This window comes from Burkholderia sp. WTPI3, assembly GCF_021483755.1.
Lineage (GTDB): Bacteria > Pseudomonadota > Gammaproteobacteria > Burkholderiales > Burkholderiaceae > Burkholderia.
In genome coordinates this window covers 41,030-55,443 of record NZ_JAGIXF010000049.1, presented here as the reverse complement: position 1 = coordinate 55,443, position 14,414 = coordinate 41,030, and the positions used below count along the sequence as shown (strand labels likewise).

The following is a 14,414-nucleotide window of genomic DNA, read 5'->3' as shown; positions in this document are numbered from 1 at the left end:
CCCTCCTCTTTCCTATCCATCGACAACAAGACCGGCGCGCCGCACGATGCGGCGCGCCACCGAAACCGCACATTGACAGGCACACGACAAGGAGAATCCGCAATGAAGAAGAAACTGATCTGCCTGCTGGTGGCCGGCGCGTTGCCGGGCATCGCGCTGGCCGGCTCGACATCCGCCGAGATCAAGGCGCTGCAGGCACAGGTTGCGGCGCTGCAGAAGCAGATGAAGGCGATGCAGGCGCAGCTCGCCGCGAAGCCGGGCGGCGCCGCGCTCGCGCAGGCCGTCACGAGTGCCGCGGCGAAGCCGGCCGTCACGGCCGCCGATCCGTCCTCGCCGGACTATGGCAAGGCGCAGGCCACGCTGACCAACGACGAAGTCAGCGACATGAAGCAGCAAATCGCGAACCAGCAGCTGAAGGTCGACTCGCTGACGGACGCGGCCAACACCGGGCCGCTCGCGGGCCTGTCGGTGACGGGCTATATCGACCCGACCTACATCTACAACCGCGCGGCCGGCACGTCGTCGTTCCTGTTCGCGAACCACGAGAACGCGTACAACTATTTCAACAGCACGTTCGGCGACCTCTACCTCGACATCAAGAAGACCTTCGGCGTCGGCCCGATGGCGCCGTCGGCCGAGATCACGCTGATGCCGAACCGCGGCAACGGCATCACGCTGCTGCAGAACTCGCGCGGCTCGATCACCGACAACCTGCTGAACACCGCGGTCGTCAACGTGCCGATCACCGCCGAGACGACGCTCGTCGCCGGCCTGATTCCGAGCTTCGGCGGCTACGAGGTGCAGCAGTCGAACCAGATGCTCACGCTCACGCACAACCTGCTGTACGACTTCTCGGATCCGGGCAGCTACGTCGGTGCGGGCGCGAACTACACGAAGGGCAACTGGGCGTGGAAGTTCTTCGTCGGCAACGAGCAGTACCGCACGTACGGCTCGGTCACGCAGACGGGCACAAACGCGCTCGGCGATCCGATCACGACCAGCAACAAGGTGCCGACCTTCACCGCGCGCGCCGACTACACGTGGTCCAGCGCGCTCGACCTCGGCGCGTCGTTCAACATCGGCCGGCAGACGCTGTCGAGCGCGATCGACGACCAGGGCAACGTGCACTACGGCCCGGGCGGCGCGGCGCCGAACGCATACGGCACGTTCTTTTTCGCGGAAGCCGACGCCACCTATACGCTCGCCGACATTCAGTACAACGCAGAGCTCGACTACGGCCAGCAGCAGCATGCGGCATACAACGGCGGGCTTGCGCAGTGGTACGGCCTGTCGCTGCTCGCGCATCGCAAGTTCAACGCACCGGTGGTCGGCCGCATGGGCGTGACGCTGCGCTACGATGCGCTGGTCAACAGCAAGAACGGCGGCGGCGGTGGCGGCATCGCACTGAACGGCAACGGGATGGATCCGTACAACGGCTTCGGCGTCGACGCGGACTGTCTCGCGACGTCGAAAGCGAACGGCGGCCTGGGCTTCGACTGCAAGGGCGCGATCCGTCAGGACGTCGCGCTCGACCTGCTGTTCTATCCGACCCAGCAGATCACGGTGAAGGTCGAATACCGGCACGATTGGGCGAACAACAAGGTGTTCCTGCGCAACGACGGTTCGTACAGCAAGTCCAACGACCTGCTCGCGACGCAGTTCATCTATTCGTTCTGATGCTGGCCGCGCGGGACGCAGTGCCGCACGCACGGCGTCCCGCGCCGTTTCATCCGGCCGGTTGGCGGTGCATCGCGCACCGGCGCCGGCCGTCTTCGAGGGAGTCGTTTTGATGACGCAGTCTTTCACCCGCCGCGCCGATGCGCTCGTGCGCGACTCGTACTACGAAGCAACGGCCACGCGCCCGCCGGTCGACGAGCCGGCAGCCGGCGCTCCGGTGCTCGACGATACGATCGACGTCGACGTGTGCGTGATCGGCGCGGGCTTCGCGGGCCTGTCGACGGCGCTCGAGTGCCGCTCGCGCGGGCTGTCCGTCGCCGTGATCGACGCGCACCGTCCCGGCTGGGGCGCATCGGGCCGCAACGGCGGCCAGGCGATCACGGGATTCGCGAAGGACGAGGTGATCGAACGGCAGCTCGGCGCGAACGGCGCGCGCGCCGCGTGGGCGCTGTCGCTCGACGGCGTCGCGCTGATCGCCGAGCGCATCGCGCGCTACGGCATCGACTGCGACTTCACGCGCGGCTACCTGACGGTGGCGACCAAGCCGCGCCGCATCGACGATCTACGCACCTGGATGGACGCGGCGACGTCGCGCTGGGGCCATCCGTCGCTGTCGTGGCTCGACACCGCCGAGATCCGCGCGCGCATCGCGTCGACGCGCTATCTGGCGGGTGTCTACGATCCGCTGTCGGGTCACCTGCATCCGCTCAGGTATTGCCTCGGCCTCGCCGACGCCGCGCGCCGCGAAGGCATCGCGCTCTACGCTCACACGCCCGCGCTCGACATCGTGCGCGGCACGCGCCCCGTCGTGCGCACGCCGTCCGGCGAAGTGCGCTGCCGCTTCGTCGTATCGTGCTGCAACGCGGGTCCGGGCGGCGTGCTGCCTGCCACGACCGCCGCGCGCATCGCGCCGATCGCGTCGTACATCATCGCGACCGAACCGCTCGGCCGCGCACGCGCCGACGCGCTGATCGCACAGCGCGAAGCGGTGTGCGACAACAACTTCTTTCTCGACTACTTCCGGCTGTCGGCCGATCACCGGATGCTGTTCGGCGGCCGCGCAAATTCCGCCGGCGCGTCGCCCGACACGCTCGCCGAAACGATCCGGCAGCGCATGGTCGGCGTGTTTCCACAACTCGCCGACGTACGTGTCGACCACGCATGGGGCGGCTTCGTCGACGTCACGCGCAATCGCGCGCCGGACTTCGGCGCGCTCGACGCCAACTTCTTCTACGTCCAGGGCTTCAGCGGACACGGCGTCGCGCTGACCGGCATCGCCGGCCGCGCGGTCGCCGCCGCGATCGCGGGCGACACCCACGCATTCGACCTGTTCGCCCGGCTGCGCCACCGGCGCTTTCCAGGCGGCGACGCGTGGCGACAGCCCGCGCTTGAACTAGGGATGCTGTATCACCGCGTGCGCGAGCTGTTCTAGGGTCTGTCTACATATGGAACGCACATGCGATTTCGGGCATTCCCGTGACATGAATTTTTTTAATTCGGGGTTGCCACGAGAATGGCCGCTCGCGAGGCGCACGACGCCGCGAATACTGACGTATTCGCAAGGAGTGCAACGCGGCGAGCGACCGTTCCCTTGGCAACGCATGCGCGTTCAATATGTAGACAGACCCTAGCCCTCTTTCTCCGCTCCCCTCACCATGCAGACATTCGCCAACCAGCCGCACGTCGCGTCGTACTACGCGGCGACCGTCAACGATACGACCCGCCATGCACCGCTCGCCGGCGCGACCGATGCCGACGTGTGCGTGATCGGCGCGGGCCTCACGGGCCTGTCGGCCGCGCTCAACCTCGCCGAGCGCGGCCATTCGGTTACCGTGCTCGAAGCGTCGCGGGTCGGATGGGCCGCGAGCGGGCGCAACGGCGGCCAGCTGATAGGCGGCTTCGCATGCGATATCGACACTTTCGGTCACTTCATGCCGGAAGGCGACGTGAAGCGGATCTGGGACATGGGGCTCGAAACGCTGTCGCTGGTGAAGTCGCGCATCGCGCGGCACGACATCGACTGCGCGCTCGTGCCCGGCTACCTGACCGCCGCGAACACCGAGCGCGACGCCGATTCGCTCAAGCGCTGGCGAGACGAGGCCGCGAAGCGCTTCGGCTACGACCGGTTCCATTTCGTCGAAGCCGACGCGCTCGGCGACTACGTGCAGTCGGCGCGCTATCGCGGCGGCCTGTACGACCCCGACAGCGGCCACCTGCATCCGCTGAACTACACGCTCGGCCTCGCCCGCGCGGCGGCCGACGCCGGCGTGCGCATCCACGAGGAAAGCTGCGTGACACGCGTGCGCGACGTCGCGGGCGGCCACGTCGTCGAGACCGATCGAGGACACGTGCGCGCACGCTTCGTCGTGCTCGCGTGCAACACCTACGTCGGCACCCTCGCACCCGCGTTGTCGAAGAAGATCATGCCGGTCGGCACCTACGTGATCGCGACCGAGCCGCTCGGCGAAGCGCGCGCCGCCGCGCTGATGCCGGCGCGCGCGGCGGTCTGCGACAGCCGCTTCGTGCTCGATTATTTCAGGCCTGCGCCCGACACGCGGCTCGTGTGGGGCGGCAAGGTCAGCTATTCGACGCTGCCGCCGCGCAATCTCGCCGAAGCGATGCGGCAGGACATGCTGAAGACCTTCCCGCAGCTCGCGGACGTGAAGGTCGATTACGCATGGGGCGGCTTCGTCGACATCACGATGAACCGCGCGCCGCACTTCGGGCGCGTCGCACCGACGATGTATTTCGCGCAGGGATTCTCGGGGCACGGCGTCAACACGACCGCACTCGCGGGCAAGCTGATCGCAGAGGCGATCGACGGGCAGGCAAGCCGCTTCGACCTGTTCGGCAGGATCCAGCATCGCGATTTTCCGGGCGGCGCGGCGCTGCGCACGCCGGCGCTGGTGCTCGCGATGAGCTGGTACCGGCTGCTCGACGCGTTCGGCGTGCATTGAGCGTGACGAGTTGATTCAAAAATAAGAAATGGCCGCGCGAATGCGCGACCATTCGGCCAGATCTCACGATTTCAGCGTCACACCGGCGCGACAGGCCATGACGGCCCCCTGCACGGCGCGCACGACATACGTCAGTCCGTTCCGTACTTCGGCGAATGCGGACCGTACAGCAACCCGTTGGGCGGCCCAGCCGACAGCAACCGGCTACTGGTGAATGCGGCGACATTGTGGCTCTGATCCATCAGCGTGTTCGCGATCTGCTTGACCGCTGCCGTCACGAGCATGCCGATCAGGCCACCGCCGCTGTTGCCGCCTTCGTCGCTGCTCGCGCTCGCCTGGCCCTGCCACAGCATGTCGCCGCTACGCAGATCGACAAGCTTCGCCGATACGGACACGACCGTTGCGCTTGCAAGGATTCGGTACACGGTGCCGTACTGCGACACCTTCGAGTACAACGCGGCATCCGCACCGAAAATCTCGCGCAGCTTGGCAGGCGACGTCTGCTGGATCTCGGCCGCGTTGGTCAGGCCGTTCTGCTTGAACGTCTCGTCCATCACGGCAACCGGCACCACGTAGTAGCCGGATTCGGCCAGCGGAAGCGTCATCTGCGACAACACCCCGTAGGTCGCAGTGACGTCGGACGTCTCGTTGACCGGCGGCAGCACCAGGATCGAGCGCGGCTGAGCCTTCTTGAACGCCGTGTAGTCGGGTCGTTTCACCGGCTGCGCGCACGCGCTCAGCAGCGCGACGATCGACAGCACGGACATCAGCTTGAATGAGAGTGTATTGAACATGGCAGGCGCGTCACGGTTTGGCGGTGGTCTGGGCGGGGTCCTTCTGACCAGCGATCGCCTGCGCAGCCGGCTTCTGATCCGCGGTCTTCGGTGCGCTGGTCTTTTTCTTCAGCAGGAAATCCATGTAAGTTGCGGATTCCGGAAACAGCTGCTTCTCGGCTTGCAGTTCCTGTTCGGCCTGCTGCTCGTTTCCGACGCTCGCGTACAGCATCCCCAGATGCGCATGGAAGCCCGGCGGCGGCGTATGGCCCTTCGCACGGATTTCCTGCAGCGCCTTTTCGAGTGCGTCGATCTGTTCCTGCGGCGAGCTCTGCCCCTTGAAGTATGCGTACACCTGCGGCTGATAGCCGGTCCACTGGTAAAGCGGTGGCGTGGAGCTCGCGCAGCCGGCGAGCAGCAAAGCGGCGGCCGTCGCCGGCAGCCAGTTACCCCGTTTCATGGTCTATTCTCTTTTAATGTCGTGGTAAATCGTTCCAGCGCGGCGCCGGCCCGGCGCGCGCTGTAGCATGTCTCTCGACGGTTACTGCGGTGCCTTCAGCGTACCGGCATCGACCTGGTCGACGAGATGGTTCACGGCCTCCTGGATCGCGAGGTCCAGCACCTTGCCGTTGAGCGTCGAGTCGTAGCCAGCAGTGCCGCCGAATCCGATCACCTCGCGATTCGACAGGCTGAACTCGCCCGCACCCTGGCTCGAAGCGACAACCTCCGACGTCGTCGTATCGACGATGTTCAGGCTGACCTTCGCGTACGCAACCTGCGTCTTGCCGCGACCAAGAATGCCGAACAGTTGGTGATCGCCGACGTCCTTGCGACCGAACTCGGTCACGTCGCCTGTCACGACGTAGTTCGCGCCCTTCACGGCCTGCGCCTTCTTCATGAAGCCGGCTTCCTGCTTGATCTCGTCGAGGTTTTCGCGATCGAGCACGTTGAAGCGGCGGCTTTGCTGCAGACGCGTGACGAGAATCGTCTTCGCCTGCCCGCCGAGACGGTCGATGCCATCCGAGAAGATGCCGCGCATGTAGCTCGAACGATTGTCGAACTTGCCAACCGCAATCGCGACGGGCTTGCCCGCGTATGGCTTCTGCGCACTGCTCACGGCCGGCACGTCGAGCGTGCGCGACGACTCGGTCGCGCAACCGGACAGCGCTGCGACGAGCGCTGCCGCCACGAGCACGGTGCGTCGTGTCTGAATGTTCACTACTGGTCTCCTTGCGTGAAAAATGCCCGAAACGGGCGTGCCGGCTCACCGACGAACCGGCGGTCGATGCAGCGATCGAAACGGCTGGGCGCGAATGCGCGCATGTGCGCGCTCATCGCCGGGATGGCGATAGCGGTATTCGGAGGGAAAGTGCGCGCAACAGACGTGTTGCGGCAAGACGCTTAGGCGCGGCACGGCAAGCGACAGCCCCGCGTGCGTCGGTTACCCCATTATTGTGATTACTGCGCTGTTGATCGCGCATGATCGGCCCCGTATATGATTTTGGCCGATCATACCAAGCCTGATTATCGACACGGGATTTCTTGAGAAGAATTGACGATTTTTGCGAATATCCGCACATCGGTGATACGCCACGCGCAAACCGATCATATGCAAGAAAACGCGCCGGCCATACGCGCCGGCGCGCCGTGCCGCGCTAGTCCGCCACCTTCTGCCGCATCGTCACGAACTCCTCGGCCGCGGTCGGGTGAATGCCGATCGTGTCGTCGAACTGCGCCTTCGTCGCGCCTGCGCGAATCGCGATCGCGATGCCCTGGATGATCTCGCCCGCATCGCGGCCGACCATGTGCGCACCGATCACGCGCTGGCTGTCGCGCGCGACGACGAGCTTCATCAGCGTACGCTCGTCGCGGCCCGACAGCGTGTGGCGCAGCGCCTTGAACGAGGTGCGGTAGATGTCGAGCTCGCCGTGCACGCGACGCGCATCGGCCTCGGTCAGACCGACCGTCGCGACCTCGGGCTGGCTGAACACGGCCGACGGCACATCGTCGTGATCGGCCGCGACCCGCGAGCCGCCAAACAGCGTCCGCGCGAGCAGCGCGCCGTCGCGCGTCGCCACCGGCGTGAGTTGCGGCCGCGACGTCACGTCGCCGATCGCATGGATCGACGCGACCGACGTCGCCGAATACGCATCGACCGCGATCGCGCCGCGCGCATCGAGCAGCACGCCCGCGCGTTCGAGCCCGAGCCCGTCGACGTTCGGCACCCGGCCGGTCGCATAGAGCACCGCGTCGTACGGCCCGTGCCGCGCATCGCCGACGTGCACGGAAAGTGTGCCGTCGTCCGCGCGTGCGATCGATTCGACCACCGCGCGCGCATGGATCGCGACGCCCTGCTTCGTCATCTCGTCGGTCAGAAATTGACGCACGTCGTCGTCGAAGCCGCGCAGGATCTTTTCACCGCGATAGAAGAGATCGACATGGCTGCCGAAGCCGTTGAAGATGCCCGCGAACTCGACCGCGATATAGCCGCCGCCGACCACCGCGATGCGTGCGGGCAGCTTCGCCAGCGACAGCGCCTCGCGCGACGTGATCACGTGCTCGATGCCGGGCCGCGGCGGCAGCGACGGGCGCGAGCCGGTCGCGATCGCGATATGGCGCGCGCGGATCGTGCGATCGCCGACGGCGACCGTATGCCCGTCGACGAGCGTCGCGCGCCCCGCGTGCATGTCGACCCCGGATTGCCGCAGCAGGTTGATGTAGATGTCGCTGAGCCGGTTGATCTCGCGATCCTTCGCGGCGATCAGCGCGGGCCAGTCGAGCGTGCCGGCGCCGAAGGTCCAGCCGAAGCCCTTCGCGTCCTCGAGCTCGTGCGGATAATGCGATGCGTAGACGAGCAGCTTCTTCGGAATGCAGCCGCGCAGCACGCAGGTGCCCCCGATCTGCTCCTCTTCCGCTATGCCGACGCGCGCGCCGTATGACGCCGACATCCGGGCAAGCCTCACGCCGCCGGAGCCGGCCCCGATGACGAACAGGTCGTAGTCGAAATCCATCGCAAGCCCTCATCGCAGTTCGGATGAGGGCACGATAGCAAGATTCCGGAATTCGTGCGGAACGTGGCGCGGCACGGCGCGCGTTCCATAAAAAACGGCGAGAGACGTCGCCTCTCGCCGGTCAAACCAGCTGCCGGGTGTGCCATGCGTCACCGATCGACCACATGCCCGGCCTGCCGGCCGCGCAGCACCGGTCCGCCCGGGCGCGCGAGAGGCGCACCCGCGGCGGATCCCGCCGCCATGCTCATGCCTGCGACGTATCGCTGCCGTCCGTCGCCTGCGTATCGTCCGCGGCCTGTTCAGGCTGCTCTTCCTTCTTTTCGACCAGGCCTTCGAGTGCTTCGGCACCCTTGAAGCCGGCAACCGCTGCCGCCGCCTTGGTCAGCAGGCCCGCATCCGGATCCAGCTTTTCCGCGCCTTCGACGGCCGCCACTGCGCCTGCGATTTCACCCACGGTGTTCAGGATACCCATCGTCATCCCCTTTCAAGAAAATCGTGAGCGCATCGTCCCACGAAAAAAACCGGCAGACCGTGTTTGTCATCACCGGATACACAAGTTACGCACCAGGCCGGCCGCACGCGACGCGCGCTCCGGAACGACGCCCGTGCGTGCGTTGCGGCACGCGGCGGACCATGTACGCAGCGTAGCGGAAACACTTCGCGCGCACTGTCAAAGTATGTTCCGGAATGCCGACGGATGCCTTACGGGCCGGCCTTTTCCGATGGAGCGATCGCTGAATGGTCGTCCACGCGCATGAAGCTCGCGTGACGAAAAAAAGAGGCTCCCGCAGGAGCCTCTTCGAGGTGCGCCGGGGCGACGCCCGCGCAGGAATTCCGACGTTCGTCAGAAGATATTGCGCAGGCCGATCGCGATGCCGGTCTGGTTGCTGCGACCCGGCAGCTCGACGTTCGCCGCGCCGTTCGTCTTGTTGAAGTCGACGGTGCCGTAGACTTCCGTGCGCTTGCTCAGCGCGTATTCGGCGATGCCGACGATCGCGTAGCGGTTGCCGCTCGCGAGCGTGCCGTTCGCGGTCATCGCGTTGCGCATGTGGTCGTAGTAGAACGCGCCCGTCAGCGTCAGCGGCGTGCTGACCTGCCAGCTCACGCCCGCGAACGGACCGTCGTCGATCCGGCCCGTGCCCTTCGCGACCGGAATCGACTGCTGCGCGAGCAGGCTGTCGACGAAACCGGTGTCGTCCTTCGAGCGCAGGTAGCCCGCATAGACCTTCGCCTTGCTGAACGCGTACACGACGTTCGCGTGGTAGATCGTCTGCTTGCGCGCGGAGTTGTCGCTGTTCTGCTGCGCGCCGGCCGCGATGCTGAGCGGCCCCGTCACGTACGACACCGACACGCCCCACGCATTGCCCTTGCCGAGCGAGCCCGGGATCTGGCCCGAGAAGCCGCCCGCGCCGGTCGATTCGTAGTTCGTGCCAGTCGAGTACATCGCCTTCGCGGTCAGGCCCGCGAACTTGCCGGTGTACTTGATCTGGTTGTCCGCATACAGACCGCCGCCCAGCGCGACCGGCAGCCATGCGTTTTCGAGGTAGTTGCCGACCGTCAGCGGATCGTAGGTGTCCGACAGCAGGTCGAACAGCGGCGTCTTCTGGCGGCCGAGCGTCACCGTGCCGTACGGGCTCTGCAGGCCGACGTACGCCGCGCGGTTGAACAGGCGGCCGCTATCGGCGAATGCGCCGTTCTGCAGATTCACGCCGCTCTCGAGGTTGAACAGGGCCTTCAGGCCGCCGCCGAGGTCTTCCGTGCCGTAGATGCCGAAGCGGCTGTTGGTGATCGCGCCGTTGGTCATCGACAGCAGGCCGTCGTTCTTGGCGTTTGCGTTGGTCAGGTAACGGATGCTGGCGTCGGCGACGCCCCACAGCGTGACCGAGCTTTGTGCGGCTGCGTACTGGCTGGCGAAGGCCAGGGCCGCGCCCCCTGCGATGGCTGCGAGTCGAGTGGTCTGCTTCATGAGCTTTCCTTTTTGTAGGTGTCTCCATTCATGGCCGGCCGCGTGCGCAGCCGGGTGGCGATCGCGGACGCTCATGGCGCGCGCGATGTGGGCTGAATCATAAGACGAGTGCCCGCGCTGAAAGAAATTGAAATGTCCGGTAATGCGCGATTGTCGCCCTGGAACAACGGTTCCCGCGCCGCACACGCGTCTCGCGCGGATGAAGCGGCGCGCGGCGGCGGCGAAATGAGGGTCTGCGCTGTAAGGATCGGCCCGGAGCCGGTGATGAAAACGGCGGGGTTGTATCCGGGCATGGAGCGATCGGGAGATGACCGGCGCCGCGGCTGATTGCACGATATCGGGCACGGCGCGTCGCGGGGGCGAAGCGGCTGGACGAAGCGGCAAGACGGCGGAGCGCGTCACCGGCGAATCCATCGCGCGGCTCACCGGCGGCCGGCCGCGCATGGCGGCCCGGCCGCACGTCGTCAGGCTGCTTGCTGCGTCCCGCCGCCGGCGTTGCCGTCACCGCCTTTAGCGCCGCTGCCGTCTCCGCTGCTACTGCCGCCACCGTCATCGCCCGCGCGCCGCCGCGCCCGCCGCACGATTTCCGCGAACGCGCCGACGAGCAGCAACACGGCGCCCCACAACGCGACTTCCGGCACGAGCCGCGTTACGAGGCCGCCGAGCACCGCACCGGCCAGGAAGCAGAAGCTGATCGTCGCGAGCAGCGCCGAGTCGTGCAGCGCGCCCGCGTCGTAGCGCGGGATCAGTCCGACGAACAGTTTCTGCGCGGCGCGCCGGAGGTTGCCGGTCGTCATCACCGACGTGTACGACAGTTCTTCGAGATGGGTGAACGACAGCGTCTGCAACGTCGCGACGAACGAGATGCCCGGAATCAGCCACGCGCTCGATGCGCCGACGAGCCCGCTCGCGGCAAGGCCGAGAAACGCGATCTCGACGAGCAGGCTCGCGAACGCCGTGTGCCGCATCCAGCCGCGCTGCGCGGCAAGACCAAGCAGGTGCGCGACGAACACCGCGACCACGAAGCCGCCGAGCGGCGGCACATGATGGAGTGCGGCCGCCCATTCGCCGGCCGACAGGTTGATGCCGAGCAGTGCGACGTTGCCGGTCATCGTGTTCGCGAACACGTGCCCGTGGCCGACGTACGTGTACGCATCGAGATAGCCGCCGGACAGCGTCAGCAGCGCGGCGACAGTGAGGTTGCGGCTCGCGCCGTCGAGATCCATCGATCCTCCCGTGTGGCGCGCCGCCCGGCCGCGCGCGGCCGGCGGCGCGTGATTCACCGATTCCGTCATCGATCCCGGCCGGCGCCGGGCGTTGCCCGTCCCGCGCGGCCACTGCGCAGTCCCGCGCGCCGCGCCAATATAATGCCTGGCGTCGGGCGCGCATCGGCCGCACGCGTGCCGGCTGCGCCGGCATCCGGCCGGCGCAGCCGGAAGACCGGCCGAGTATACCGGCCGGCCGCAAGCAGCCTCTGCCGCGCCCTCTCAACCCGCCGTCGAATGACATGACACCCGCGAAGTTTTTCCTGCGCTTCACCGTGATCCCGTTCGTCGCGATCGTGCTGGTAGCCGTCTGGGCGTTCAACCGCGAATCGGGCGAGATCGATGCGCGCCAGTATGCGGCGCTGGTGGCGGCCTATCCGTCGTTCACGCCGAAGCTCAAGCACGAAGTGGCGCACGCATTGCGCGGCAGCGACAGGCTGGGCAAGGCCGACTACGACGCGATCATGCGTGATGCGCTCGAAGCCGGTTACATCGTGGACTGGCCGACGCCGACGAACGACATCAGCGCCGAGCGCGGCCGGCTGCTCGGCCTCGTGAACAGCGACCAGCCGGCGGCGCCGTAGTGGCCGTCGTGCCCGGCACCGGCCGCCCCGGCGCTCACTGTCCGATGCCGGTGAGCCCGACCAGCGCGCCGGCCGCGAGCAGCCACAGCGGATGGATGCGCGTGCGCCACGCGAGCATCGCACACGCAGCCGTGATGCCCCACTGGATCGCCGTGCGGTTCGACGCTTCCGAAATCAGCACCGCGCTGGCCGCGACGAGCCCGGCCGTCACCGGCATCATCCCCTGCTGCACGTAGCGGCGCCACGGCCGGTCGCGAAAGCGCTCCCACGCATGCAGCGCGAGCACGGTGACGAGCGACGACGGCCCGAACTTCGCGATCGACGCGACGAGCAGCCCGGCCCAGCCGGCCACGTGCCAGCCGACCAGCGACACGATCATCATGTTCGGCCCCGGCGCCGCCTGCGCGAGCGCGAACAGCGCGGTGAATTCGTGCGCGCTCATCCAGTGATGCACGTCGACCACCTGCCGCTGCATCTCCGGCAGGATCGTGTTGCCGCCGCCGAACGCAAGCAGCGACAGCTGGCTGAAAATCGTCGCGATGGCGATCAGCGTGTCGTTCACGAGCGGCCTCCGTCGCGTGCGGCGGCGCGCTGCGGCGCCGGCGTGTCGCGGCGTCGCGACGCGAGCCAGATGCTTGCAGGCGTCAGCACCAGCATCGCGGCCAGCAGCGGAATGCGCAGCACCGCGATCGCGACGAACGACAGCGCCGCGATGCCGGCCGCCGCGCGCGCGTGGCGCAGCGGCTTCAGGACCTTCACGGCCATCGCGACGAGCAGGCCCGCGGCCGCGGCGGCGAGCCCGCCGAACAGGTGCTGCACGCGCGGATCGCCCTGCGTCTTCGCGTACAGCACGCCGAGCGCGACGACGACGAGCGTCGGCCCCGCGATCAGCCCGAGAATGCCGGCGAACGCGCCCGCGACGCCGCGAAAGCGCATGCCGACGGCGACCGACAGGTTGATCACGTTGCCGCCCGGCAGGAACTGGCACAAGCCGAGCAGATCGGTGAATTCGTCGGCGGAAAGCCACTTGCGCTGCTCGACGAGCGTGCGCCGCGCGAACGGCAGCGCGCCGCCGAACGACATCAGGCCGAGCGACAGGAAACCGGAAAACAGCTCGGCGAGGCCGACCTGGCGAGGCGATGCGGCAGGCGGAGGAGAAACGGATTGCATGGGGATCCTCATCAAACGGTGCCCCGAGGTTACCGCCGTTCAGGATCCCGGCAAAACGATTTTATCGGCGCACCCTTGTGATCTAGAATCACAAGCATGGCACGCGATCTCCCACCCTTTTCCGCGCTTCGGGCCTTTGAAGCAGCGGCACGACACGAGAGCTTCAGCGCTGCCGGCGACGAGCTGCATGTGACTCATGGTGCCATCAGCCGGCAAATCGCCGGGTTCGAGGCATGGCTCGGCAAGCCGGTGTTCCATCGCTACGGCAAGCGCGTGAAGCTCACCGACGAGGGCCGCCGCTATCTCGACACCGTGCGCGCCGCGTTCGACAGCATCGCGCTCGCCACCGAGCAGCTGCGCAATACGGGCGCGGCGCGCGTGCTGCGCATCAATGCGCTGCCGACCTTCGCGATGAAATGGCTGCTGCCGCGCCTGTCGCGGTTCCAGCGCGACGTGCCGAACGTCGAGCTGAAGCTGTCCACGTCGAATGCGCCGCTCGACGCGCTCGACGGCTTCGACGTCGCGATCCGCCGCGGCCCCGGCCACTGGCCGAACTGCACGAGCGGTCACTTTCTCGACGAAAGCGTGATCCCGGTCTGCAGCCCCGCGCTGCTCAGGCGCGCGCCGATTACCCGCGCGGACGATCTCGCGCGGCACGTGCTGCTGCATTCGGATACGCGCCCGGAAGGCTGGCGCGACTGGTTCGCGGCGGCTGGCGCGACGATGAAGGGGCGCAAGCGGCAGTCGTTCGACCACTTCTATCTGGCGCTGCAGGCGGCCGTCGACGGGCTGGGCGTCGCGCTCGGCCCGCTGCCGCTGATCGACGACGAGCTCGCGAGCGGGCGGCTGGTGATGCCGCTCGACGGGCCGCGCATCGCGACGCGCAGCTACTGGTGGATCGCGCCGCGCGCGCCGGCCGACGATCCGCTCGTCGCGCAGTTCTGCGCGTGGCTGCAGGCGCAGTCGAATACCGGCGCATAAGCGCCGCGTACGACCGCGGGCGGCGTTGCA

14 protein-coding genes are annotated in these 14,414 nt (G+C 67.3%); 5 read left to right on the top strand and 9 right to left on the bottom strand.

Going from position 1 to position 14,414, the window contains the following annotated elements; all coding sequences use genetic code 11:
* Positions 1–102 precede the first annotated feature (102 nt).
* From J7024_RS24070 to J7024_RS24060, 3 genes are all read left to right on the top strand, one after another.
* Entirely contained in the window at positions 103–1,677 is a 1,575-nt protein-coding gene (locus J7024_RS24070) for a DUF3138 family protein (protein ID WP_234745543.1), read from the top strand.
* 112 nt (positions 1,678–1,789) lie between these two features.
* A complete protein-coding gene (locus J7024_RS24065) occupies positions 1,790–3,109 on the top strand; it encodes an NAD(P)/FAD-dependent oxidoreductase (protein WP_234745542.1) in 1,320 nt (439 codons plus the stop codon).
* Between the two features lie 223 nt (positions 3,110–3,332).
* Positions 3,333–4,634 carry an NAD(P)/FAD-dependent oxidoreductase gene (locus J7024_RS24060; RefSeq protein WP_175761490.1) on the top strand — a complete coding sequence of 434 codons (1,302 nt, stop codon included), beginning with the start codon at positions 3,333–3,335 and terminating at the stop codon, positions 4,632–4,634.
* A gap of 131 nt (positions 4,635–4,765) precedes the next feature.
* On the opposite strand, the gene J7024_RS24055 is transcribed toward J7024_RS24060, so the two are convergent.
* The 7 genes from J7024_RS24055 to J7024_RS24025 all read right to left on the bottom strand — a co-directional run bounded on the left by J7024_RS24055 (position 4,766) and on the right by J7024_RS24025 (position 11,610).
* Positions 4,766–5,428, bottom strand: a complete 663-nt coding sequence (locus J7024_RS24055) for a DUF799 domain-containing protein (RefSeq protein ID WP_124828093.1) — start codon at positions 5,426–5,428, stop codon at positions 4,766–4,768.
* Between the two features lie 10 nt (positions 5,429–5,438).
* Positions 5,439–5,867, bottom strand: a complete 429-nt coding sequence (locus tag J7024_RS24050) for a DUF4810 domain-containing protein (RefSeq protein ID WP_124828094.1) — start codon at positions 5,865–5,867, stop codon at positions 5,439–5,441.
* 81 nt (positions 5,868–5,948) lie between these two features.
* Positions 5,949–6,620, bottom strand: coding sequence for a CsgG/HfaB family protein (locus J7024_RS24045; protein ID WP_185731205.1), 672 nt, complete (start codon positions 6,618–6,620; stop codon positions 5,949–5,951).
* Positions 6,621–7,062: 442 nt separating this feature from the next.
* Entirely contained in the window at positions 7,063–8,418 is a 1,356-nt protein-coding gene (gene gor, locus J7024_RS24040) for a glutathione-disulfide reductase (RefSeq protein ID WP_175761491.1), read from the bottom strand.
* A gap of 244 nt (positions 8,419–8,662) precedes the next feature.
* Positions 8,663–8,890 (bottom strand): hypothetical protein, encoded by a 228-nt coding sequence (locus J7024_RS24035; protein WP_124828097.1) that lies wholly within the window; start codon positions 8,888–8,890, stop codon positions 8,663–8,665.
* Between the two features lie 372 nt (positions 8,891–9,262).
* Positions 9,263–10,384: a porin gene (locus tag J7024_RS24030; RefSeq protein ID WP_124828098.1), complete on the bottom strand. Its 1,122-nt coding sequence runs from the start codon at positions 10,382–10,384 to the stop codon at positions 9,263–9,265.
* Between the two features lie 464 nt (positions 10,385–10,848).
* Positions 10,849–11,610 carry a YoaK family protein gene (locus tag J7024_RS24025; RefSeq protein ID WP_124828099.1) on the bottom strand — a complete coding sequence of 254 codons (762 nt, stop codon included), beginning with the start codon at positions 11,608–11,610 and terminating at the stop codon, positions 10,849–10,851.
* A 281-nt stretch (positions 11,611–11,891) separates the two neighbouring features.
* On the opposite strand from J7024_RS24025, the gene J7024_RS24020 reads away from it, so the two are divergent.
* Complete coding sequence (locus J7024_RS24020; RefSeq protein WP_124828100.1) at positions 11,892–12,233, top strand: hypothetical protein; 342 nt, start codon at positions 11,892–11,894, stop codon at positions 12,231–12,233.
* A gap of 34 nt (positions 12,234–12,267) precedes the next feature.
* Here the strand turns inward: J7024_RS24020 and J7024_RS24015 are convergent, their stop codons facing one another.
* A complete protein-coding gene (locus J7024_RS24015; protein ID WP_124828101.1) occupies positions 12,268–12,795 on the bottom strand; it encodes a chromate transporter in 528 nt (175 codons plus the stop codon).
* Positions 12,792–13,403 carry a chromate transporter gene (locus tag J7024_RS24010; RefSeq protein WP_124828102.1) on the bottom strand — a complete coding sequence of 204 codons (612 nt, stop codon included), beginning with the start codon at positions 13,401–13,403 and terminating at the stop codon, positions 12,792–12,794. Before J7024_RS24010 ends, J7024_RS24015 begins: the two co-directional genes overlap by 4 nt.
* A gap of 96 nt (positions 13,404–13,499) precedes the next feature.
* On the opposite strand from J7024_RS24010, the gene J7024_RS24005 reads away from it, so the two are divergent.
* Positions 13,500–14,384: a transcriptional regulator GcvA gene (locus J7024_RS24005; protein WP_175751036.1), complete on the top strand. Its 885-nt coding sequence runs from the start codon at positions 13,500–13,502 to the stop codon at positions 14,382–14,384.
* Positions 14,385–14,414 lie beyond the last annotated feature (30 nt).